At 60.0% G+C, this 21054-nt stretch carries 13 protein-coding genes and 11 pseudogenes; 14 read left to right on the top strand and 10 right to left on the bottom strand.

The window, feature by feature from the left end:
* Nucleotides 1–300: 300 nt before the first annotated feature.
* Both AC1D1L_RS31485 and AC1D1L_RS31480 read left to right on the top strand, forming a co-directional pair.
* On the top strand, nucleotides 301–741 hold the full coding sequence (locus AC1D1L_RS31485; protein ID WP_477345299.1) for a DUF2267 domain-containing protein: 441 nt from the start codon (nucleotides 301–303) through the stop codon (nucleotides 739–741).
* 273 nt (nucleotides 742–1014) lie between these two features.
* The gene (locus AC1D1L_RS31480; RefSeq protein WP_477345306.1) at nucleotides 1015–1140 is read left to right on the top strand and encodes a hypothetical protein; all 126 of its coding nucleotides are present in this window, start codon (nucleotides 1015–1017) and stop codon (nucleotides 1138–1140) included.
* A 102-nt stretch (nucleotides 1141–1242) separates the two neighbouring features.
* On the opposite strand, the pseudogene AC1D1L_RS31475 reads toward AC1D1L_RS31480, so the two are convergent.
* The 4 genes and pseudogenes from AC1D1L_RS31475 to AC1D1L_RS31460 form a co-directional block, all read right to left on the bottom strand.
* Nucleotides 1243–1376 (bottom strand): annotated as a pseudogene (locus AC1D1L_RS31475) (IS256 family transposase); the annotation flags it as partial.
* Nucleotides 1377–1498: 122 nt separating this feature from the next.
* Nucleotides 1499–3055 carry an ISL3 family transposase gene (locus AC1D1L_RS31470; protein ID WP_477345298.1) on the bottom strand — a complete coding sequence of 519 codons (1557 nt, stop codon included), beginning with the start codon at nucleotides 3053–3055 and terminating at the stop codon, nucleotides 1499–1501.
* Nucleotides 3056–3292: 237 nt separating this feature from the next.
* A complete protein-coding gene (locus tag AC1D1L_RS31465; protein ID WP_477345296.1) occupies nucleotides 3293–3547 on the bottom strand; it encodes an ATP-binding protein in 255 nt (84 codons plus the stop codon).
* A 24-nt stretch (nucleotides 3548–3571) separates the two neighbouring features.
* Nucleotides 3572–3838, bottom strand: a pseudogene (locus AC1D1L_RS31460) (hypothetical protein); the annotation flags it as partial.
* A 115-nt stretch (nucleotides 3839–3953) separates the two neighbouring features.
* Between AC1D1L_RS31460 and AC1D1L_RS31455 the strand changes: the two are divergent.
* The 6 genes and pseudogenes from AC1D1L_RS31455 to AC1D1L_RS31430 all read left to right on the top strand — a co-directional run bounded on the left by AC1D1L_RS31455 (nucleotide 3954) and on the right by AC1D1L_RS31430 (nucleotide 9855).
* Complete coding sequence (locus AC1D1L_RS31455; protein WP_477345295.1) at nucleotides 3954–4241, top strand: DUF5372 family protein; 288 nt, start codon at nucleotides 3954–3956, stop codon at nucleotides 4239–4241.
* A gap of 167 nt (nucleotides 4242–4408) precedes the next feature.
* Nucleotides 4409–4888, top strand: coding sequence for a helix-turn-helix domain-containing protein (locus AC1D1L_RS31450; RefSeq protein ID WP_477345294.1), 480 nt, complete (start codon nucleotides 4409–4411; stop codon nucleotides 4886–4888).
* A 258-nt stretch (nucleotides 4889–5146) separates the two neighbouring features.
* A complete protein-coding gene (locus tag AC1D1L_RS31445; RefSeq protein ID WP_477345293.1) occupies nucleotides 5147–6241 on the top strand; it encodes a recombinase family protein in 1095 nt (364 codons plus the stop codon).
* Nucleotides 6242–6329: 88 nt separating this feature from the next.
* A pseudogene (istA, locus tag AC1D1L_RS31440) lies at nucleotides 6330–7884 on the top strand (IS21 family transposase).
* 17 nt (nucleotides 7885–7901) lie between these two features.
* On the top strand, nucleotides 7902–8678 hold the full coding sequence (gene istB / locus AC1D1L_RS31435; RefSeq protein WP_477345292.1) for an IS21-like element helper ATPase IstB: 777 nt from the start codon (nucleotides 7902–7904) through the stop codon (nucleotides 8676–8678).
* A gap of 124 nt (nucleotides 8679–8802) precedes the next feature.
* The gene (locus AC1D1L_RS31430; RefSeq protein WP_477345291.1) at nucleotides 8803–9855 is read left to right on the top strand and encodes a hypothetical protein; all 1053 of its coding nucleotides are present in this window, start codon (nucleotides 8803–8805) and stop codon (nucleotides 9853–9855) included.
* Here the strand turns inward: AC1D1L_RS31430 and AC1D1L_RS31425 are convergent.
* Nucleotides 9856–10164, bottom strand: a pseudogene (locus tag AC1D1L_RS31425) (IS21 family transposase); the annotation flags it as partial. It lies immediately after the preceding gene.
* A 526-nt stretch (nucleotides 10165–10690) separates the two neighbouring features.
* Between AC1D1L_RS31425 and AC1D1L_RS31420 the strand changes: the two are divergent.
* Nucleotides 10691–10932 (top strand): annotated as a pseudogene (locus tag AC1D1L_RS31420) (IS21 family transposase); the annotation flags it as partial.
* A gap of 22 nt (nucleotides 10933–10954) precedes the next feature.
* Here AC1D1L_RS31420 and AC1D1L_RS31415 read toward each other — a convergent pair.
* Nucleotides 10955–11989: pseudogene (locus AC1D1L_RS31415) on the bottom strand (IS110 family RNA-guided transposase); the annotation flags it as partial.
* Nucleotides 11990–12250: 261 nt separating this feature from the next.
* On the opposite strand from AC1D1L_RS31415, the pseudogene AC1D1L_RS31410 reads away from it, so the two are divergent.
* Nucleotides 12251–12464: pseudogene (locus AC1D1L_RS31410) on the top strand (transposase); the annotation flags it as partial.
* 408 nt (nucleotides 12465–12872) lie between these two features.
* Here AC1D1L_RS31410 and AC1D1L_RS31405 read toward each other — a convergent pair.
* Together AC1D1L_RS31405 and AC1D1L_RS31400 are read right to left on the bottom strand one after the other, a co-directional pair.
* Nucleotides 12873–14018 (bottom strand): M24 family metallopeptidase, encoded by a 1146-nt coding sequence (locus AC1D1L_RS31405; RefSeq protein WP_477345289.1) that lies wholly within the window; start codon nucleotides 14016–14018, stop codon nucleotides 12873–12875.
* On the bottom strand, nucleotides 13970–15310 hold the full coding sequence (locus AC1D1L_RS31400; protein WP_477345288.1) for an ISNCY family transposase: 1341 nt from the start codon (nucleotides 15308–15310) through the stop codon (nucleotides 13970–13972). Before AC1D1L_RS31400 ends, AC1D1L_RS31405 begins: the two co-directional genes overlap by 49 nt.
* A gap of 653 nt (nucleotides 15311–15963) precedes the next feature.
* Here AC1D1L_RS31400 and AC1D1L_RS31395 point away from each other — a divergent pair.
* A pseudogene (locus AC1D1L_RS31395) lies at nucleotides 15964–16167 on the top strand (integrase core domain-containing protein); the annotation flags it as partial.
* A gap of 196 nt (nucleotides 16168–16363) precedes the next feature.
* Here the strand turns inward: AC1D1L_RS31395 and AC1D1L_RS31390 are convergent.
* Nucleotides 16364–17194, bottom strand: coding sequence for an autoinducer binding domain-containing protein (locus AC1D1L_RS31390; protein WP_477345287.1), 831 nt, complete (start codon nucleotides 17192–17194; stop codon nucleotides 16364–16366).
* Between the two features lie 695 nt (nucleotides 17195–17889).
* On the opposite strand from AC1D1L_RS31390, the gene AC1D1L_RS31385 reads away from it, so the two are divergent.
* Together AC1D1L_RS31385 and AC1D1L_RS31380 are read left to right on the top strand one after the other, a co-directional pair.
* Nucleotides 17890–18741 (top strand): class I SAM-dependent methyltransferase, encoded by an 852-nt coding sequence (locus AC1D1L_RS31385; protein WP_477345286.1) that lies wholly within the window; start codon nucleotides 17890–17892, stop codon nucleotides 18739–18741.
* A gap of 231 nt (nucleotides 18742–18972) precedes the next feature.
* A pseudogene (locus AC1D1L_RS31380) lies at nucleotides 18973–19385 on the top strand (transposase); the annotation flags it as partial.
* 1 nt (nucleotide 19386) lies between these two features.
* Here the strand turns inward: AC1D1L_RS31380 and AC1D1L_RS31375 are convergent.
* Nucleotides 19387–19622, bottom strand: a pseudogene (locus AC1D1L_RS31375) (integrase core domain-containing protein); the annotation flags it as partial.
* A 281-nt stretch (nucleotides 19623–19903) separates the two neighbouring features.
* Between AC1D1L_RS31375 and AC1D1L_RS31370 the strand changes: the two are divergent.
* Nucleotides 19904–21053: pseudogene (locus tag AC1D1L_RS31370) on the top strand (IS110 family RNA-guided transposase).
* Nucleotide 21054: the final 1 nt, after the last annotated feature.

The raw sequence follows: 21054 nt of genomic DNA, 5'->3' as shown, positions 1-21054 counted from the left end.
GCGGCCGCAATGTCCGCCGCTCCGCCAACACGGGGGCTGCGCGGCGGACACGCCAACGTCATCGCTGATTGCCACGCCATTTTGCAGAACTTGACGCACACAACTTCCTGGGGAGGTCGACACCTCACGGCATCCCACCTTCTCACGTCGCTTAGATCCGCCGCGGACGGAAGTTTGAGTTATCGTTATTGCACATTGGTCCACCTGAGCAACATATATACTGCCTTAGGCCAACGAGACGTATTTCGACGTGGGTAGTAGTCCGATCCTGATACCTTCAAAGACAGGAGAATCTCTCCAATGTACCTAAGCGATGATCTCAACAACGCATTGCAATCAACCAACAATTGGATAAGCGATCTGATGTGGAGGCTTCGCTGGCATGATCGCGAACGGGTCTACGAAGCCCTAACTGCGACACTGCACGCCCTGCGCGATGCCCTGGATGGCGACGAGGCCGTTTACGTAGGTGCTCAATTGCCAGCCTTGCTGCGCGGCGTTTACTACGAGGGCTGGCATCCCAGTCGCCGCGCCATAGCCAGGAACCGGAATTCCTTTCTCGATCGGATTCACTACGGCGTCCATCACGACCCGGCGGTGGATCCGGAAGAGGTTGCCCGCTCGGTCATCGCCCAATTGGCGGACCGTTTGTCTGCAGCAGAGATTGAAGAGGCCAAGGCCGCGACTCCAAGAGTGCTGCATGACCTTTGGCCAGCCTCCGACAGACGTTTGCCTCCATGAGCGTATACACGAAGCTACCGCTGGGGAGGAGAAGAAGCCTGGAGCGTTGATTCCGACGGGATTGGTGTGCGTGACGACGGCGTTCCAGCGTTCCGGCTGGCGAGTCGAGACTCCCCGCCCTCCCCACCTTGCTGCTGGACGCCGCGAGTCCTGATGCAAGCACTGGGGCACCCTTCCGTTTCTTTGTTCGGCTCAGGTGAGCCCGTTTCCTCGTCCCAAAGCCCCTCCTTGGTGAAAGTCATGTAGGCAAGCATGTCGGGCTCGGCGTCGTCCATGATTGTCGCCAGCGTCGGCACCTCCGGCCGGATCTGGTCGGCGACGGCGCGCCGTTGTACGGACGCGGCCTCGGGCGCGCTTGATGCCCTGCATACGGCGATCATGAGCCAGCGCGTGAACTAAGGTGCTCGACGCCGACATTCGCAGCTTCTTCGCAACAGGAATCGAAAACAGCCGAAATCAGGCAGCACCGCGCCAAGCTCCACTCGACGGATGACATCGACAAGCCGTCTCCTGGGCGAAGGCGGTGGCGATTAAGGCTGAGCCGACGCGGCGTCCGCTCTTTCCCGCACGGGCACGTTCCTCATGAAGTGCACCCGCCTCTGCCACGTCGCGTAAAGCACCTTGGTGACGGCCGCCCAAAATTAGGGTTCTCCTACTGCTTCCGGCCGGGGCGGAGCCCCCACATGGCGCTTCGACTCGGTCGACTGTCAAACGGCTTCCAAAACTGGCTCTGACGCACTTTTGGTGATTATTGAACTTAACCAACGCCGATGACGCGCGCCTGAAGCAGGTCGAGTTTTCCTCGGCCATACATTTGGCGTTTCACGAGCTTGAGCTTGGTGATCTGGCCCTCGGTCTGACCGTTGGACCATGGCGAGGTGATCGCGGCGCTGACGGCCGAGCGGTCTTTGAGAACGCCGTTGGCGAACGAGGCGACCAGACTTGATCTGGCCCGCTCCAGCCAAGGTTCGAGATCGGGGAGAGTCTTCTTGCGGATCATGGCCTGGAAGCCTGCAACAATTTCCCGGGCCTCCACCAACAGAGGCACGCCGCCTTCGATCGCCGCTACTGTGACAGTTTCGGACTTAGAGAGGCTGTCGCGACCGATGGTCATTAGCCGCGCAATGGTGCGGGCCGAGGGCGCACGGCGCAGGGCGTCGCCGTTCACTTGATCTGAATGCCGGCGACGCGTGGCCCACTCGGTGACGACACGCAAGCAACCACGGAATCCCTGGTTCTTGAGGCGCCGCCAGAGTGCTGTTGCGTTGCGCTCCCCAGCCGTCCACTGGGCGTCGAGCCAAGGAAGATAAAGCTCCAGCGAGGTTTCTCGGACCCGAAAGACGTCAGATCGCTGGCCTCGCAGAACCTTGCGGACTACGCCGCGGCTATGGCCGGTGCGGCGAACAATCTCCTTAATCGTAGTCCCGTCCTTGGCCAGGCCGAGGATCACGGCATTGGTGTCTTCTCGACGAAGGTATCCTTCATATTGAATCCGCTCGGCGGCGGTTAGCAGCTCTGGATCAATCGTGGCGGCGCCAAGCGCGGCGCGGATCGCCCGCATGGATTTGCGAACTGCGTCGAGGAAGGCGCGGCTGGCGTTCTCCATCAAGTGCCAGCGGTCGGCCACCTGGATCGCCCCAGGCAGCGCCTTGGCGGCCGCAAGAGCGTAGCCGCCGCCGCGGTCGCGGGCGACAACGCCGATCTGGGGTTGGTCTGTGAGCCAGGCCTGGGCCGTCGCCGGCTCACGGTCAGGCAGCAAGGCGATGGTCTTGCGCCGCTCAAGGTCGCAGATGATCGTCCCATAGCGCTGATTTCGTCGCCACGCCCAATCGTCGATCCCGATCACGCTCGGCGGGACAAAGCGCGGACTGCCGCGCCGCCGCACGACGCGCAGCAACGTGTCGTTGCTCACCGGCAGCATCAACCTCTTGGCGAAGCTGGCTGCGGGCCTGCCGCCCAGCGCAAGCCCAAGGTGATGGACGATTTGGTCGAGCCGGGCGGTTCGCCGCGCCCACGGCGCCAGAACATCCCCGTCGAAACGCTCCGCGAAGATCCGCCGGCCGCATAACACCGCGCCGCAGTGGAACCGCCGAGCCACAACGACGATCCGAACAGGCTTGCCCGCCATCGGCAGGTCCGCCAGGCGCCGCTGATACCGACTGTGGATCCGCTGCGACCTCGTTCCGCAGCCCGGACAGAGGCTCGCCGTACTTGCAGGACGGACCGTGATCAACATCACCTCATCGTCAACGGCGGTGTCGTCCACCACAAAGCCGCGAGGGACGAGGGTCGAAAGCCGCAATGTATAGCCCATGGCGTTGATTCCTTGTGTGAAACCAACGCCAGCCGGCACCCTATTTCCATCAAAAGTGAGTCAGAGCCAATTTTGCACGCCGATTCACAGTCGACCACGAGTGGCCGCTGCGGATGGTGGCGCATAGGATCGCTGATCCTCGTATCCTACGGCTCATTGGGCTGTGGCTGCGGGCTGGCGTCCTTGAGAGCGGCGAGAAGCAAGAGACCGACAGAGGTATCCCGCTAGGGGCGGGCATCAGCCCGCTCCTCGCCAATATCTTCCTGCATGTGCGAGCCTGGCGAAGACGACGCGGTCGATACCGCGCGGCGTGCGCAGGTCGACATCTTCCACACAAGCGCTCTGGCGCAGCGCGGCGAATTTGAGACGCGTCGTGAGCCGTTTGGTGTCGCGCTCGGCGGCTTCGCGATCGACAAGAAGCCCGATGCGCTCCTCGAACGACAGGGCATCGAGATCCGGTGATCGTCGCTGCACCTCGAAGGCCTTGGCCATTCCGGTCAAGCCGAGGGTGATCAGCTATTCATAGGTAGGATGGGTGAGCATTGGGAACTCCGTGGTTCGGTGGAAATAGCCCTGACCGCGGATGTTGCCGTGGCGGAGGGTTTGGTGGTCGGGCGTCTCGTCGAGGAAAGCGCGATCAAGGCCGTTCTTGAGGATCGAACGGATCGAGGCGACGGAGCATGCCTTGATGAGGATGCCGCGTTGGCAGGCTGCATCGACGCGAGTGTTGCCGCAGCTCTTGGTCAGCGCCAGGATGCCGAGACAGGTGCGAAAGCCCTGCTCAGTTGCGCCAGCGAGAAGAAGCGCTGATTGCGCAGCCGCGCCAGCACCCAGCGCTGGGCAATTTGCACCGCAACCTCTACCTTGGCCTTGGATAAAGCCGTCAACTGCAGCCCGTATGGGGACGACCGGCCTCACGGTCCGCATTACTCACCCATTCCACCCGCTTAAAGGCCAGACCTTCGACATGATCAGCCGCAGCCCGCATTGGGGCGACGACCGGGTGATTTACCGGGCGGCGGATGGGACCTTGCCCAGCATTGCCGCAGCAATGACGGACATGGAGCAGCCTGACGCATTCCGTCGCGTCGCGGCCGGGCGTGCGGCGTTCCGGACGGCCGACCTATTGGATTTGCTCACGCTGCTGGATCGGGTCTCTGCGCCGGTGGAGGCGGAGGATGCGTAAGGTTAAATACGCCGCTGGTGTAAGGCAAATTACGCCGCAACGCCTGCTCGGATACCGCAGCTATGCCCAGCATTGCAGGATTTATCTTGGATATCGTGGAGCGGTCTTGTTTGACGTCTCATCACGTAAGGCGTATTTATATTTACGAATCAGTTTGGACGATGGTCATGGCGAAGCCAAAGCCAAGACGACGCGACCCAAAGGCCGAGGCCTTGGCCCGCGACGGCGCGCTCAACCCCCACCCCGAGGCCGTGCGCGACACGCTGTTTGCCGCCAATCCCTTCTTCGATGCCCGGGACCTTGTGCAGGTCCGCTACGAGATGGTGCGCCGCCATCAGGCCGATCGCGTGCCGATCAGCGACGTCGCCAGCGCCTTCGGGGTCTCGCGGCCGACCTTCTACAAAGCTCAGAGCGCCTTGGCCGACCAGGGCCTCGCCGGGCTGGTGCCCCGGCAGCGGGGTCCAAAGGGCGGACACAAGATCTCTGCCGAGGTCCTCGCCTACATCGACCAACTCAGGACGACGCGGCCCGACCTCACCGTGCCGCAATTTGTAGACGCTATCGCCACACGCTTTGGCGTCAGGGTGCACCGGCGAAGCCTGGAGCGGGCCATGGCGCCCAAAAAAAAACGACTCGATCTGCCTTAACCGTCCGCGCGACCAGCCTCGTCGGCACATACGAACAACTGCGCGCCGCGGTGCTCAGCGCCCGGCTGATCACCGGATCAGGACTCGTAACCCTGCACCGTCAAGGCATGGTCGCCTGGATCAAGGCCGCAACGACAACACCCAACTTTACGCCGCCTTGCCCGGTACATCGCCCCCCGTCGGCAGGCGCGATCGCCACCAGCGAGCTCACCCTCATCCTTGCCAGCCTTGTTGTCACGCTAACCGCGGAGCCAGCACATGCCTGACCTCAAAGTCACCACCGATCACCTCCGGCGCGACGCCTACCTCTACATCCGTCAGTCTACGCTGCGACAGGTCGCCGAGAACGGTGAGAGCACGCAGCGACAGTATGGGCTGCGTGATCGCGCCATTGCCGCCGGTTGGCCGGCCGAACGCATCCACGTTATCGACTGCGACCTGGGCAAATCGGGATCCAGCGCCGTTGCCCGCGACGGCTTCCAGGAACTGGTCAGCGAAGTAGCGCTCGCCAAGGCCGGCGTCGTCATGGGGCTGGAGGTCTCGCGCCTGGCCCGCAACTCCGCCGACTGGCACCGGCTGCTTGAGCTGTGCGCCCTGACCAGCACCCTCATCCTCGATGAGGATGGCATCTACGACCCGGCCAGCTTCAACGACAGACTTCTTTTGGGTTTGAAAGGAACGATGTCGGAAGCGGAGTTGCACTTCCTCAAGGCTCGCATGCGCGGTGGCCAACTCAACAAGGCGAGCCGTGGCGAGCTGAAGATAGGGCCGCCCGTGGGCTTGGTCTACTTGCCCGATGGCACCCTAGCACTCGACCCGGACGCCGAGGTGCAAGCCGCGCTCCGCATGGTGTTCACGACCTTCGAGCGCCTGGGCAGCGCAACCAGAACCGTCAAGTTCTTCCTCGACGAAGGCATCCTGTTCCCGCGACGACTGCGCAAGGGACCGCACAAAGGCGAACTCATGTGGGCGCCGCCACGGCACGCCCGCATCCTCCAGGTCCTGCATAATCCGAGATATGCCGGCGCCTTCGTCTACGGTCGAACGCGTGGACGGCCCCGGCCGGGCGGCGGCGTCTCGCAGATCAAGGTTGGTATGGCTGACTGGCGGTTCGTCATGCCCGACCTGCATCCGGGTTATATCGACTGGGAGCGCTTCAAGGCCAACCAGGAGCGTCTCGCCACCAATGCACAAGCCTATGGAATGCAGCGCCGCGCCGGGCCGGTCCGCGAAGGATCCGCCTTGCTCCAGGGCAGAGTTCTCTGCGGCTGCGGGTTTCGCAAAGTCCGGGACAAGGATTTCAGTAAGTCGCGGACACGGATTTCAGTAAGTCCGGGACACGCAATTCAGTAAGTCGCGGACAAAGCCGGCGGCGGAATTGGGTCGATTTTCGTGAGCGCCGATCTGGCATTTTGCCCTCGTATTCGAAGCGAGGACATCAATGCCGAGACGGAAGCGAGCGAGACATACGAGCGTGAAGGACATCCGATCGATACTGCGGCTGACGTTCGAGCAGGGGCCTGCCTGTGCGGGCGGTTTCGGAGCGTTTGAAGATCAGCAAGACGTCGGTGTCGACGTATCTGCTGCGGGCGCGGGAAGTCGGACTTGCGGTCTGGCCGCTGCCGCCTGGACTGGACGATGACGAGGTTCTGGAGCGACGGCTCTTTCGCCGGATGGGACGGCCGCCGCGCGACATCGATGAGCCGGACTGGCCGAAGGTTGCCAGCGAGCTGAAGCGGAAAGGCGTGACGCTCAATCTTCTGTGGCAGGAATATCGTGAGACCCATGTGGACGGCTATGGCTACACCTGGTTCTGCGGCCGTTTTGGCGAATACGAAAGCCGCGTCAAACCCACCTATCGCAACCGACACGTTGCTGGCGTCGCGATGGAGTGCGACTATGCTGGACACACGATCCCCATTATCGACCCGTCGACAGGAGAGATCTACGCGGCCCAGATTTACGTTGCGGTGCTGAGCGCGTCGCAATTGACGTTCTCTTATGCGAGCTTCAGTCAGAAGCTGCCGGATTGGATCGAAGCGAACCAAAGGGCGTTCAGTTACTTCGGCGGCGTGACCAAGACGACGATCTGCGACAATCTCAAATCCGGGGTTGCTAAGGCGCTTTGGTTCGAGCCGACGTTAAATGCGACCTTTGCCGCCTTCGCCGAATATTACGATACGACCATCCTTCCAGCACGGCCGAAACGTCCTCGGGATAAGCCATCCGCCGAAGGTTCGGTTTTAATCGTCGAGAGGTGGGTGCTGGCCAGGCTTCGAAACGAACGCTTCTTCAGCCTTGCTGATCTCAATATCCGGATCAGCGCTTTGATCGAGGACCTCAATGGTCGCACCATGCGCCGTTACGGCAAATCCCGCCGTGCGCTGTTTGATGAGGTCGAACGCACCCAGCTCAAGCCACTGCCGGCAACATCGTTTGAGTATGCGGAATGGAAAGTCGCCAAGGTCCATCCCGACTATCATGTCGAAGTCGACAAGACCTTCTACTCCGTGCCGCACGGTCTGATCGGCAGGCGGGTCGATGTGAGACTGACCTACCGGGCAGTCGAGATCTTCTTTGACCATAAGCGGATCGCCAGCCACATCAGAAGCTCGCAGCGCTCGGGCCACATCACCGTCAATGAGCATATGCCGAAGTCCCACCAGCGCTATGCAAACACGACGCCTCACACATTGCGCAAGGAAGCGGCAAAAGTCGGAAGCAATACGGCGATATTTATCGAGCGTCTGCTGAGTGACCGCCCGCATCCGGAACAAGGCTATCGATCCGCGCAGGGCGTCCTTTCCTTGGCGCGACGCTACAAATCCGATCGCCTGGAAATGGCGTGCGAGCGTGCCTTGACCATCAATGCACTGAGCTATTCGTCCGTCGCCAACATTCTCAAATCGGGTCTCGACCAAGCTCCACCCGCAAGCGAGGCCGTCAAGCCGGCACCGCCGCACGGCAATATCCGCGGCAAAACCTACTATCAATGAGAAAGGAAGACACCCAGATGCTGACACATCCAACCCTAGATCAAATGCACACGCTCGGCCTTGCCGGAATGGCAACGGCCTATCGCGAGCTTGCCGAGCAGATCCATGGCAACGACCTCAGCTTTGACGAGCGGCTCGGCCTGATGCTCGACCGCGAGATCGCATTGAGAACAGACAAACGACTGACCAATCGGCTGGCAACTGCAAAGCTGCGTTTTGCCAATGCATCGATCGAAGACATCGATTTTAGCACGCACCGCGGTCTTGATCGCCGCAACGTTTTGTCCTTGGCGCAAGGCGCATGGCTGAAGGCAAACGAGAACTTGATTCTGACAGGCCAAACGGGCACCGGAAAGACTTGGATTGCCTGCGCTTTTGGAAGACAGGCGGCAAGGCTCGACTATTCCGTGCTTTACGTTCGAATGCCACGGCTCTTCGAAGATCTCGCACTTGCCAGGCTCGACGGACGCTTTCCGCGCCTCATCGACAAGCTTGCCCGTGTCCAACTGCTGATCCTCGACGACTGGGGAGCGCATACGCTGAGCGATCGGCAGCGCCTCGATCTGCTGGAAATCTTCGAGGAGCGGTACCGGCGAAAATCGACGCTGATCACGGCTCAAATTCCCGTAGCCGCCTGGCATGAAATGATCGGAGAGGCCACTTTAGCTGACGCAATTCTGGACCGCATCGTTCATAACGCACACCGCATAACGCTCGAAGGCGACAGCATGCGAAAGCGAAAAACACCCACACTCTTGACCGGCGGCGAAATAACCGAAATCAATCACTCCTAACAGCCACAAGGCAAACGGAACTCGATCCCTCCGTTGTCCGCGACTTTGCGAAACGCTTGTCCGCGACTTACTGAAACCGCTGTCCCAATTTAGCGAAATCCGCAGCGGCCTTTGCGGCGGGCGCATGGGCGTCCATTACAGCCAGGAGCACGGTCAGCCTGTCCCGACCTATATCTGCCAGGAGACCGCCACCCGCCGTGGCGGCAAGGTCTGCCAGTCCGTGCCCGGCAAAGTCGTCGACCCGGCGGTGAGTGCATTGCTTGTCGAGCTGATGACGCCGATGACCCTTGAGGTCACCCTGGCGGTGCAGCGCGAGCTTGAGGCACGCGCCGCCGAGATGGACACGTTGCGCCGACAACATATCGAGCGGACGCGTCATGACGCCGAGCTCGCCCGGCGCCGCTACATGAAGGTCGATCCCGACAATCGCCTCGTTGCCGACACTCTCGAGGCCGAGTGGAACGAGAAGCTGCGGCTTCACACCGACGTCGTCGAGGACTATGAACGACGCGCGCCCGAGGAAGCCGCTGCCCTCGATGCCGAGACGCAGCAACGCGTCCGCGATCTTGCCGAGCAGTTCCCGCGGATCTGGAGCGATGCCCGCATCGACGTCCGCGAGCGCAAGCGCATCCTGCGGCTGCTGGTCGCCGACGTCACTCTGGTCAAGGCCGAGACGATTACCGCAAACGTGCGACTATCCGGCGGGGCGACCCGCACCTTGACGCTGGAGCGGCCTTTGCCGATCGCCCAGATCCGCAAGTTCAAGCCTGAGCTCGTCGCCGAGGTCGACCGCTTGCTCGACCGACATTGCGATCGCGAGATCGCCGATATCTTCAATGAAGGTGGCCTGCGAACCTGGGAAGGCAAGCCGTTCAATCTCAAGAAGATCGCCTTCATCCGTGGAGCCTACAACCTGCCCAGCCGTCGCCAGCGCCTGCGGGATTGTGGTCTGCTCACCACCCAGGAAGTGGCCGAACACTTCGCTATCGCCGAGACCACGGTGCATCAATGGGGGCGCCAGGGGCTCATCACCAAAGTCTGCAGCGACAATCTCAACCGTGGTCTGTGGGACATTCCTCACGACCTCGAGATCATCAAAGGCCGCCCGGGCCGAAACGCCGTTCCCGCCCGCCCTGCCTCAATTACCGTGCCATCAACCGAACAGGACTCATTATGAAACAATTGCCTTATCCTTTGGGCGTCTCGGCCTGGCTGCGAGCACGGCGGTGCCGTAATGCTCGCCATCTCGGCATAGGTCCGGTTGAGACCAGGGTCGTAGCGATCGGGGTTGGGACGGCCGCTTTGAGATTATCGCAGACCACGGACTTCGGCACGCCATCCAGAAAGCGGAACAGGTGTGCACGCCGATCCAGTGCGTCTGGCGCATCGTCGGGCGCGCGCGGACCTTCCAGGCCTCGAAGGTGGTGCAAAACCAGGTATAGCCAAAGCCGTCGGGATTGGCGGCGCGATACTCCTCCCACAGCAGCAGCGGCGCAACTCCTTCACCACACGCCTACAACGTTAAAGGGAGTTGCGAAACGGCGAGAAAGCCGCGGCCGAGAATGCCGAGCGTGGCTACGAGCTGATGGTTCGGCATTGGCGGCCACGCGGGCCGAAGCGGCGCAGGGACGCGACAACGAGGAACGACTATAACGGTTGCGTGGCGGCACTCTCATACTCTCGCACCACTCTTTGCCACGTGTCGTCCCTGCCGGATATACATAAGGAATGTGCGGCACGACGGCCGCCTTGGTTCGCTCCAGATTGTCGCCATGCTCGACGCCCTCAAGGCGTGGCCTGGAAGCCTCGCAGCCGGCCGTGGCTGCGTATTTCAGGCGATCGTGAGCACGAATTTCACCGGATCGTGAGCACGGATTTCACGGGATCATGAGCAACGATATCAGACGATCGTGAGCACCTTTTCGGAGGTGCGGGACGCTTCGGCCGACAACTCAGCCAGTCTTCAGGATGCCTCGTTCAAAACGAGGTATCCTGATGCCCAGAGATTGTCGATGCGCCGGATCAGAGACGTATTACGATTGAGATATTCCCAGGGCCTGACGGAGCGCGTCGTCGCGCGCACGCTCGGGATCAGCAGTGGCGTGGTGCAGAATTGTCTGCGGCGTGCCCGTCGTGCCGGGCTGATCTGGCCGCTGCCTGAAAGGTTGGATGACGAAGCCCTTGAACTGCTGCTGTTTCCCGCGGCGAAGCCGGCCTCGCAAAGAGTGGGCGGCCTGTGCCGGACTGGTCTTACAAGCCGAACCGCGGCGACCGCCACCGCGCGCTCCCGGCACGCCAGCCTTGAGAGCGAGCTGCCTCTGCTTTGCCGCCACCAGCGCCGGGCGAGCCCAGAAGTAGTCCTGCTCCTTTGTCAAGCAGATGCCAGATCAACACCGCGAGCTTGCGGGCGACCGCCACGGCTGCGACCTGATGGCCACGCTTGTTGCGGATGCGCAGGAAGAAGGCTCTGAGCGGTCCGGGCGCTTCCCCGCCGCCCAGGCGGCCTCGACCAGCATGGCGCGGGCATGGGAACGCCCGTGTTTGCTGATCCGGCCATATTGCGCCAAGCCAAGACCGGATTGGCGCACACGCGGATTGAGGCCGAAGTAGCTCACCAGCTTCTGCGGTGCACGGAACCGCCGGATGTCGCCGACGGCGGCGATGATACCGCTCGCGACGATGGCATTGACGCCGGTGATCGTCTGGAGCCGCCGGACTTGCACGTCATCAACCGCTTCCCGGGCGATGTCGCGATCGAGGTCAGCCAGATCCTCAGCCAAGCTGTCGATCTCGCAGATATGGCGGGCGATAGCAGCCCGCTCGTCGTCGGGAAGCACCTGCCGCTCGAGCCAGGCGCGACCCCGACGGTTGAACAGATCGGCATGCGGGCACTTCGGCACGAGGTGCGCCAGCAGGATGCCATGCACCTCGTTCTTCACTCCGATGCCGCACGACTTGGTTGCGCCGGGCGACGAGGCGGCGAAGCCGCTCAGTCGGCTCATCGGGAATCCAGACCTCTGGCAGAAAGCCGCTGGCATGGCGCTGCGCCAGAACGCTGGCATTGATCTTGTCGGTCTTGATCCTGGCATGGGCGATCGCCTCGCATGAATCGGATTGGCGACAATTACCCGGCCGACGTAGGGCGACAGAACCCGCACCACCGCCATGGCGTTGCCCGTAGCCTCGACGACAACCTCATCCGTCCGGCCGAACCCTTCCAGTTCCGAGCGGGTCATGTCGACCCGTCCGTGATGGCGCAGCCGGCGGTCCTCCCAAACCACCACCTCCGCAAAGGTGCGGTGGATGTCCATTCCAACAAACGTCTCATCGGCTCCCTCTCCTCGAACAGAAGGGAGCCGGCCGCGATGCGACACCTACGGATCCACGCTCTCGGCGCAACCGGACAGGTCGCAGGGCGGCCAGCTACTAACGCGAGCTCGCAGCTCATCGAATTAATCGGCCTGCCCGCACTTGGCGTGCTCCCGGTGCCCCTGTCCCGGATGGTCGCACCAACGCCGAAAATCGATCATCTCCAGCGGAGAACGGACGGCATCGTCATGATCAGACCGGTTACAAGCATGCTGGAGCGGCTGAACCAGGAGATCAAGCGGCGCACCGAGGTCATCGTCATCTTCCTAATGATGACGCCATCGTCCGCCTGGTTGGCGCGATCTTGCTCGAACAGAACGACGAATGGTCCGTGCAGCGCGCCAGATACATGACCCTGGAACCACCAGCCAAATGAGCGATGATCCTCTCATCAGCCTGCCAGCCGTGGCACGCTGATCAGTCCGGCCCCATGCCGGAGAGCGCGGCGACCAGGTCGTCAGCTACACCACTGGGACACGATCAAAATTCCCGTTGGATACTTGCCGGGTTCTCCCTCACGAGGACGTGACGGTACCAGCGTTCGAAATCGGGATTATTATGGGCCGGACGACTGACCGACGCGTCGCCGGCATAGCGGCCACTCCTATTATTGCAGTCAGGCAAACGGTCCAATGCCGGCTTAGTCGATGGTGCTCCAGCGCGGAAGCGGTCGTGCCCCTAGGCGGCGATGAGCGGATGAGGTGCGCCTGTGACGATAGCCTCCCAGGCCTGCCTGGTGCTTTGACGAGCGTGTGGGTGAACCTGCCGTGGCGGGCCAAGACACGGCTCCGCCGACCGGTCGAAATCTCGATCGTTTCGTTTTTGTCAGATCTCAAAAATTTCTCTCGGCGTGTTCGTTAGAAAAACGGCCCCGGCCCCTTCGACAACAACGGAGTCAGAAAGAAAATGATCATTCTGCCCGTCGGTCACCCAGCTCAACAAATGAAATACCATGGATTCGCGGATTTCCATGAAGCTCGTCTCATGCAAGCTCTGTACGCCAGGGCCGCCAGTCCAGGTCGGTGGGAAAGACAGGCCGACCATATATCCACAATGAGGAGCTCTAGAGCTTACATTCGCAGGGTCAAGGCATGCCTTCCAAGCGCAATAGACATCCCGAGCAAGACATCCGGGCTTAAGAGCCGCCAAGGCGGTCAGATGCGCTCGGTGGCTCACTTCGCTTAATCGCTTGGCTGCCGCAGATGCGGATCCGATGTACCCGTACCTGGCCATTGGCGCATGATACCGATTTACACAGCCCGACAATTCCAAAAGAAGCGGTGCACCGTTTTTGAGGGGCTGGTCGGTCCAGGTAGTATGTGGCTCGGATATCCTATCACCGGATCGGAGAAATGGCGGAAAACCCGGACATTGTCCTCCCGCTGCGATCATCGCACCGTATATCTTTGCGGCGACGGTGTTTTCGACCACCCCCTCACCGGCTTCACGCATACCGGTGGAAATCATGAGATCTGATATCTCCGCAGCGCGCTTTATCTGCTCTATTTCAAAGGGTGATTTTACTTCCCGCAAGCTCTCGACTATACCCGATGCATCAATGATATCAGCTTCGGGAAGATACGATTGCAGTGGGGCATCAATCTCAGCCATAGCAGTGCTGTTTCGCTGAAGCCCAACGCGCGCGCCGTCCCCGGCTAGTGCGACGATTCTAGCCGTTATCAGTGCGGCAACATCATCAGTGTCAGTGTATCCAGCGAATTCAACACCCGTAGTCTGCCGAGAAACCGTAGGCAGCTCGATATAGCGTGCGAATAGAATTGCCCCCGCATCGCGCGATACCAGCAGAGCATGAAGGGCAAAATAGCCCTCATAGTCAAGACCCGTGATATAACAGATATTCTCCGGGCTAGTAAATACGGCTACATCAATGTTGCGGTCACGACAAACCTGCTTGACCGCTTTTAGCCGGCGCTCATGCTCAAAACTTGGTGACTTGGCGCGTTGATCCATTCTGAATTCCCCCGATTTGATTGCAACTGGCCACGTTCGTCCTTGGGCGACTGTCGGTAGCTTTTCAAGTTGTCCGGTTTTTGTAGCACATGACACGTCCGCTTCTGTTGGCGGCAGGCGCGGCGTCGAAGCGGTTCACGCCGCGCTCCTAATCTGGGTTTGTTGGCCGCGCAACGACCCGTCTGCATAGTAGCGGGCGATCGGCCGTGGCCCGTGGAAGACGGCGAGGGTGCGCCGTCCGGGTATTGGCGCACCTTGACCTCGGCCTTGACGAAGTGATGGCGGATCGGGCTTGGCGGCAGCTGCAACCTGAGCCGTCCGAAGACAATGGTGTTGTCGCGGCCGACAATGCGCTCCTCCTCGATGCACAGGATTTCGGCCAATTGGTGCGGATCGGCGGCGACGAAGGCGCTGTCGGTGACCTCAGGCGGCTTCGAGAAGCGGGCATTGTGGGCTGGCAGATAGGTTTCGGCGATGAAGCGGTTGGCCGCGTCGATGCCGGCGATGCCCGCCAGCCTCAGTTCCTTCGGCAGCCGTTCCTGCAGCGTGGAAAAGGCACGCTCCGAGCGGCCGCGCGCCTCGGGCGAATAGGCCGCTATATGCTCGATGCCGAGGCGTTGCAGCGCCCGCCCGACTTGGGTCAGGCGCGTCCGGTCGACCGCCTCGCCGGCCTTGGGCGTGTGGAAATAGTGGCTGCCGCGATCGGTGTAGAGGCTCGACGGCAGACCCTTGGCCGCAAAGGTCTCCATCAGACCCTTGAAGCTCGAGGCCGTCCCTTCTTCCTCGACAAGGAAGGCCGAATAGATCGTGCTCGTCGCATCGTCCATCGTCACGATCAGGTCGAGCGGCGGCTCGCCAGCCAGCCAGGCGTGGCGGCTGCCGTCCTGATGCAGCAGCATTCCCTCGCACGGACGCCGCGGCCGCTTGCGTCGGTGCGTCCCGCGCCGCTTCGCCCGCTCCACCAGCCCCGCCGCGTGAAGCTGCGCCTTCGTCCATGTGTAGCCCCACGGAAAATTGTGGTCGCGAACCAGGTGCTCGTGGAAATGCTTCACGTTCCAGCCAAAATACCGTTCCCGGTAAAGCAAAAGCATCTCCTCGGTCGTATCGTCCGCCACGCGTCGCGGTGATGCCTTGCCGAGCCGCCGGTCGATAAGACCGGCAACCCCCTCTTCCTCGTAGCGGGTCCGGTAGCGGCGGAACTGCCGCTCCGACATCCCTAGCAACTCGCCCGCCTCAAGCATCGACAACTCTCCCCGATCCCAGCGGCTCAATACGTCCCGAAACTTCTGCATCCTGCGGTCCTGTAGCCACGCTGCCCGTCTCATCCCCAGCCTCCGTTCGCTGGAGATCAAACCGGACAACTCGTCTGCTACCTAACCCGGACAACTCATCTGCTTACGACATTCGTCCTTGGGCGACTGGCCCTTCGTTCCTGAACGCGCTATATGGGATAAAGGACAATCTATTTTCCCCGAATTCCATCACGGTCCATGCATTACGTTGTCTCCCAATGACGACGAGAATGCATCGTTTGGTCTGTTAAATGCCGTGTCGATATAGGACATCTGGCGTCGATATCCGTTGACAGGCTAATCAGTTGGCATGAGCCGCAAAGCTCGGCGCGGGGGCTCGCTGCAAGGCGCGTACTTAGTCCCGACAAGTTTGATCCAGTGGGAAGTCCCGCACAGGTGCCACCGTCACTAAAGTCATAAGCCGGATGATGCAAACCATTACTATCATCGCTTCCACAAAGGATACGGGCAACCATCTTGGCAAGCTTCGAGCATATAAGCGAAGTCTTCTGCTCCCATGATCGGTCAAGCTTCCGAAACGTTCGCTACCTCCCGAGCAACCCTCCATGCGACTTCCGTGGTTCGGTGATTAAACCTGACAGGCTGGGTCGCTTTTGAACGCTGGCTCCAGCTTCGCATCGGACATCTGCGACGCCTTCACCCCGGTGGCCAGCGCACAGAACGGCATGCCCGAGGCTTTAGTCAAAACTCTGAAGCGAGATTACATGCGCGTCCCCCTTCCGGACGCTGAAACCGCGCTCCCGGAGATCGATGGATAGCTCGACGATTACAACGAAATCCATCCCCATTCCGCGCTGAAGATGGCCTCCCCTCGGCAGTTCATCAAAGCATTATCTCAACAGCTGAAATGTCCGGCCAATTGGGGAGCACTCCAGCACGACGGTGTCGCTACCCGCGTTTCGACATACATACCTTGAAGAGTGTCGGCCGGAGATTGCGTCTCTCGAGGTGCTCGTGCTCGTCCACAGCGTAGCTCAGCGTCGTCGGTAACCGTTTCGAATCAGGCCCATCGAGCCAAATTGATGCCACCCTTTACAATTCAATAATTCCGAGGTCCACAGCTTTTAGAGCTGCGACTGTTCTGCTGGCGACACCCAACTTTCGCATTACGTTTTTCACATGAAAATTGACAGTATTTGCGGAAATTCCTAAGATCTTTCCTATTTCCCACGACGATTTTCCTTGAGCCGCCCACAAAATGCACTCTTTTTCTCTCACAGAGAGGCTAGGAGTTTCCGCGATGGCACTCGAATTGGCGAACTCGGCGACCTTCATGTGGAAATGTAAGGCGGCAAGTTCTAAGTACGTGATTGTTCTTTTTTTGAATTCGCGTTCGTCGCCTTGAGCAAAGCTCAAAGTGGCAAAGCTGCCATCGGGGCCATGCAATGGAACGCTAATGCCTGACCTTAAGCCGAATATAGCAGCCTCGTCGAGAACGCGCCGTTCGTCTTCAGTCGTGCTTGCGTCGTTGTACACCTCGCTCCAGCGAAAGGCGCCTGCCCGCTTTCGACTCATCTTGATGATGGGATCTATCTTGTCATAACCCATTTCGAAATAGCGCTCCTGCCATTTATCAGGGTAATTCAGCATGACCACCGGGCGGCGTCGGACTGGCCCCCAAACTCTTCGGTTTGGTGCAAGAGAACCATAGGCGATCCACGGGAAGTCACAATTCAGGGCAAAAGCAGACAGCAGGTAGAACAACCGTTCAGATTGAGCAACGCGACTAGCCTGGTCGAGGAATCGGCCGAACTGGACCGCAAACGCTTGCTCGGCTAACATTGAGAAGATCATTGATGGGACCGACTCTCTGGTTGCCAGGCTTCGCAGTTGAGGGGCTGAAGTCGTCGTCGAGCGTCCCATGTTCTCTGCTCCGCTGCGTCTGCGCCGGACGTTTCACTGGTGCACAAAGCTGCCGGCTACAAAGCTGCGGCTCTGGGCGCCGTGTGTCGGAGGCCGGCATCGCCAAAGCTCTATCACATTGCCCGCACCGCCCAACATTATCTTTGGGTTAAGTGTGCGTTACCAAAGCTTTCTGATAGCTTCATATTCGAAATCGTCGTTTAGGTCGGGAAGCATTTTCATCATTTCTTTCAACGAAACACGTCGATATTGGCGCGCGGCTCCCATACTATCCCCGTGCCCCAGCGGATGATCTGGTTCGAGCGGCGACGAAGACGTCAACCTGCCATGGGGTACTCCGCCACGGCTTTTGCCGCTTGTGTTCCTGCCGTCCTGCGCAAAAGCCTATGTCCGCTCACGTGTCTGGAAGGGAAATCAAACCACGATGAAGCGTCGTTATGGACACACGGCTTGAGACCTACTCCTGAAGGCAGGTCCCTGCAGGTCGTCGACACTATGCGAGAGAGGATTTTCGCCATGATGGTCAGCGCCGCGAGTGCGTTTCCTTCGAAGACCCGGCCTTCTCCTCAGTCTGCTACTCCGCGGTCCAGCGCTTGCCAGAGCGATCCGGCGAATGAGCGCGCCCAATACGACGCCATGCGCTTCGCTTCGGCGGACGAGAGAGATATTTAACATACTGGTGGAAATATTCACAAATGTTTTCTTCCAATGCTATCCGAATAGTGCAAGAATCAATTAGGCGACCAAAATGGTCAAAACTTGGCAGCGAAATGGGAGAAAACAGTATGACATGCAAAACCAATGGTCCGGTATCGCTGTCAGCGCTTCAGATGTACTTTGATGAAGATTACATTCACTTTGGCGATATTGTTAATCCGCCTCATGTTAGTGACAGACAATCGGATCTAATTTGGGAGATTCTTTCTCTTAAACAAGAACTATCGGTTCTCGAACTTGGATGCGGGTATGGGCGGATTACTAACCGGTTGGCGGAAAAAGGAGCGCAGGTCACCGGACTTGATATCTCGCCGATCTTACTGAAAGAAGCCGAGGCAGATGCGGCTAAACGGGAGGTCAATGTTGAATATGTTCTGGGCGACATGCGTTCGCTGCCCTGGCGAGATCGGTTCGATGCGGCATTTCTATGGTACACGACGTTTGGATACTTCGACGACGCGGACAACGAGAGAGTTCTTCGCGAAGCCGCTTCCGCACTTAGAAAGGGGGGCCGCCTGCTAATCGACTACCCCAATCGTGTCGATTTCCTGCGTCATAAGTCGCCTATCTGTTACGTTGCTGAGAGTAGCGATGATGTAAGAATTGATATATTTAGCAACGATGTTCTAAGCGATCGGTCTAACCTTGAAAGGATTGTCGTCCGTGACGGATGTGTTAGACGAACGCACCTTTCTTTCAGACAATATGGGTTTTCTGAATACGTTCGTATGTTGCGAAGCGCGGGATTTGAGACCGTTGAAGCTTATGGGCAGGAAGGTGAAGCGTATACATATAATAGTGCTCGCCTCCTGGTTGTCGCATACAAATAGATGCCTTAGTTTAGTACTAAGTTTTATAGCCCAATAATGACATAGCGAGAATGGCGGATCAAGCTCCAGTACGAAGCCATGGTCGTGTCCCATCAGGTGGAGCTCGTCGGTTATGAAGCCGCTCGCGGGCGCGCCGTTAGTACCGCTGTAGCGAGTGAGCGGCGTGTCGGCGGTCGGTGCTTTCCGGTAGGGCTTGGTTGTTGACGCCAACTCTTTTCGGAAGGACCACCGATGCCAGACGACATAATGAAGCTGCGCACGCTTGTGGAGAAGAGTCTGCGGGAGATGATCGGATTTGCCGCCGGGCGGCTAATGGAAATGGGGGTGGGCGCGGCCACCGGCGCGAGTAGAACCCGCTGCGGCTCGCCCAACGCAATGGCTACAGCGATCGGGACGGGAGATGTGGGCCGGCACGATCGAACTGCCCATCCCGAAGCTCAGGAAGGGACGTTACTTCCCGAGTTTCGTCGGACCGCGCCGCATGGCCAAGAAGGCGCTGACCGCCATCATCCAGGAGGCCTATGTAAAAAGCATTTCGACACGCTCGATTGACAACATGATCAAGGCCATGGTGATGAGCGGCACCTCCAAACAGCCAGGTCTCGCTGCTGTGCGAGGAGATCGACGGCAAGGTGAAGGCTTTCCCTAAATGTTTGGTCCCGGCATTTGCTGGAGCGGATTAAGCTTGAAGCGTTCGGGCTGTGTGGCCCAAGCCTTGCAGATGAACTCATAGGGGGTGAGCCTTTGAGGGTCTTGAGCCGGCGTCCGAAGTTGTAGGCCGAGACGAAGTCGGCAAGGTGCTGGCGGAGTTGGTCGTGGCTCTCATAGTAGAAGCGCCTGACGGTCGCATCCTAGATGGTCCGGTTCATCCTCTCGACCTTGGCCGTTATCCGGTATGTGATCTGTGGTGCCTTTTCGTCCTGCTGTTCTTGTTTTGGAACGGCCTTATGGTGAGCCCATCCGGGACGTGGGGCACCGGGAGCACGAAAGCGCGGGCAGGCCGTCTTTAGACCGTGGGCTGAGAGCCCGAGCTCGTTGCATGGCCGCCCCTCGCGACTTTCCCGGATGCGCTGCGAGCGCGGATCAGTAAGTGTCGTGTTGCCCGTCAGCTCCCGTCTTTCACCGAGCCAGGAAGGAGGGAATACGCATGCGCATCATCGGACTGGATATCCATCGCGCCTTCGCCGAGGCGGTGGCATGGGAGGACGGCAAGCTCAGCGTGTCGACATGCGGCGCGATCTGCTGGACGGCTTCGCCGCAAAGCTGTCGCCGAGCGACATCGTCGTGATCGAGGCCACTGGCAACGCGTCCTCGGCCGCCGCAGTTGTCGCGCCGCACGTGAAGAAAGTGGTGGTCGCAAACCCGAAGCAGGTGCGCATCATTGCCTATGCCAAGATCAAGACGGACACGATCGATGCCAGCGTTCTGGCGCAGCTCTATGCGAGCGGCTTCCTGCCGGAGGTCTGGATTCCGGATGAGCCGACGCAGGCTCTGCGTCGACAGGTGACACGGCGCAATCAGATCGTCCGGCAAAGATCGCGCTTGAAGAATGTCATCCAGTCGATCCTTCATAGCCACCTGATCCCGTCCTGTCGTACCGCAGGACGAGCGCCTCGCGATCGATCGGCATCTGCGCGAGTTCGACCGATTGGGCGAAGACCTCCAGGTCATCGAACGCGATCTTGCCCGCTCGACCCTTGAAGTTGAAGGCGTGAAGCGTCTGATGACCATTCCCGGCGTCGACATGACCGTCGCGCTTGCAATGAAGGCGGCGATCGGCGACGTGTCGCGCTTCGAGGAGCCGCAGAAGCTTGTGAGCTATCTCGGGCTGAATCCCAGCGTCAGGCAATCAGGACCCGGCCTGCCTATCATGGACGCTTACCAAGCAGGGACGCGGACATGCCCGCGGTATGCTCGTCGAAGCTGCTTGGGCAGCGGCACGCGCACCTGGACCGCTGCGGGCTTTCTTTCTACGGGTACGTGCCAGGCGCGGGCAGCATGTCGCGGCCGTCGCGACCGCACGCAAGCTCGCTGTCGTGATCTGGCATCTGTTGACGAAGGGGGAGAGCTACGCCTGGGCTCGGCCTTCCCTGCATGCCAAGAAGCTGCGCGATGTGGAACTCAAGGCCGGGAGCAAGGCTGTGCGCGGCCAAAAGGGGGCCGCGCACGCCTACAACATCAAGAGTCACCGGGACGAGGAAAGGCGCTGGGTGGAACAGGCCGAAACCGCCTATGCCCGCTTTGTCTCCGGCTGGAACCCACGAGGTCCGAAGAGGGTGCGCACGGGCGCCGCAAATGAGAAGCGACTGTAGA

It is taken from the genome of Mesorhizobium sp. P2_D6 (assembly GCF_056404315.1).
The sequence above is the reverse complement of the archived record's forward strand: the minus strand, read 5'-3'. Positions and strand labels throughout refer to the sequence as shown.

Excerpts from the sequence above, each read along its gene's own strand:
- AC1D1L_RS31400 (WP_477345288.1), bottom strand. The coding sequence starts at position 15,310 with ATGCAGAAGTTTCGGGACGTATTGAGCCGCTGGGATCGGGGAGAGTTG.
- AC1D1L_RS31480 (WP_477345306.1), top strand. The coding sequence starts at position 1,015 with ATGATTGTCGCCAGCGTCGGCACCTCCGGCCGGATCTGGTCGGCGACG.
- AC1D1L_RS31385 (WP_477345286.1), top strand. The coding sequence starts at position 17,890 with ATGTTTTCTTCCAATGCTATCCGAATAGTGCAAGAATCAATTAGGCGA.
- AC1D1L_RS31465 (WP_477345296.1), bottom strand. The coding sequence starts at position 3,547 with ATGGCCAAGGCCTTCGAGGTGCAGCGACGATCACCGGATCTCGATGCC.
- AC1D1L_RS31485 (WP_477345299.1), top strand. The coding sequence starts at position 301 with ATGTACCTAAGCGATGATCTCAACAACGCATTGCAATCAACCAACAAT.
- AC1D1L_RS31405 (WP_477345289.1), bottom strand. The coding sequence starts at position 14,018 with ATGGATCAACGCGCCAAGTCACCAAGTTTTGAGCATGAGCGCCGGCTA.
- AC1D1L_RS31455 (WP_477345295.1), top strand. The coding sequence starts at position 3,954 with ATGGGGACGACCGGCCTCACGGTCCGCATTACTCACCCATTCCACCCG.
- AC1D1L_RS31450 (WP_477345294.1), top strand. The coding sequence starts at position 4,409 with ATGGCGAAGCCAAAGCCAAGACGACGCGACCCAAAGGCCGAGGCCTTG.
- AC1D1L_RS31390 (WP_477345287.1), bottom strand. The coding sequence starts at position 17,194 with ATGGGACGCTCGACGACGACTTCAGCCCCTCAACTGCGAAGCCTGGCA.
- AC1D1L_RS31430 (WP_477345291.1), top strand. The coding sequence starts at position 8,803 with ATGGGCGTCCATTACAGCCAGGAGCACGGTCAGCCTGTCCCGACCTAT.
- istB (WP_477345292.1), top strand. The coding sequence starts at position 7,902 with ATGCTGACACATCCAACCCTAGATCAAATGCACACGCTCGGCCTTGCC.
- AC1D1L_RS31445 (WP_477345293.1), top strand. The coding sequence starts at position 5,147 with ATGCCTGACCTCAAAGTCACCACCGATCACCTCCGGCGCGACGCCTAC.
- AC1D1L_RS31470 (WP_477345298.1), bottom strand. The coding sequence starts at position 3,055 with ATGGGCTATACATTGCGGCTTTCGACCCTCGTCCCTCGCGGCTTTGTG.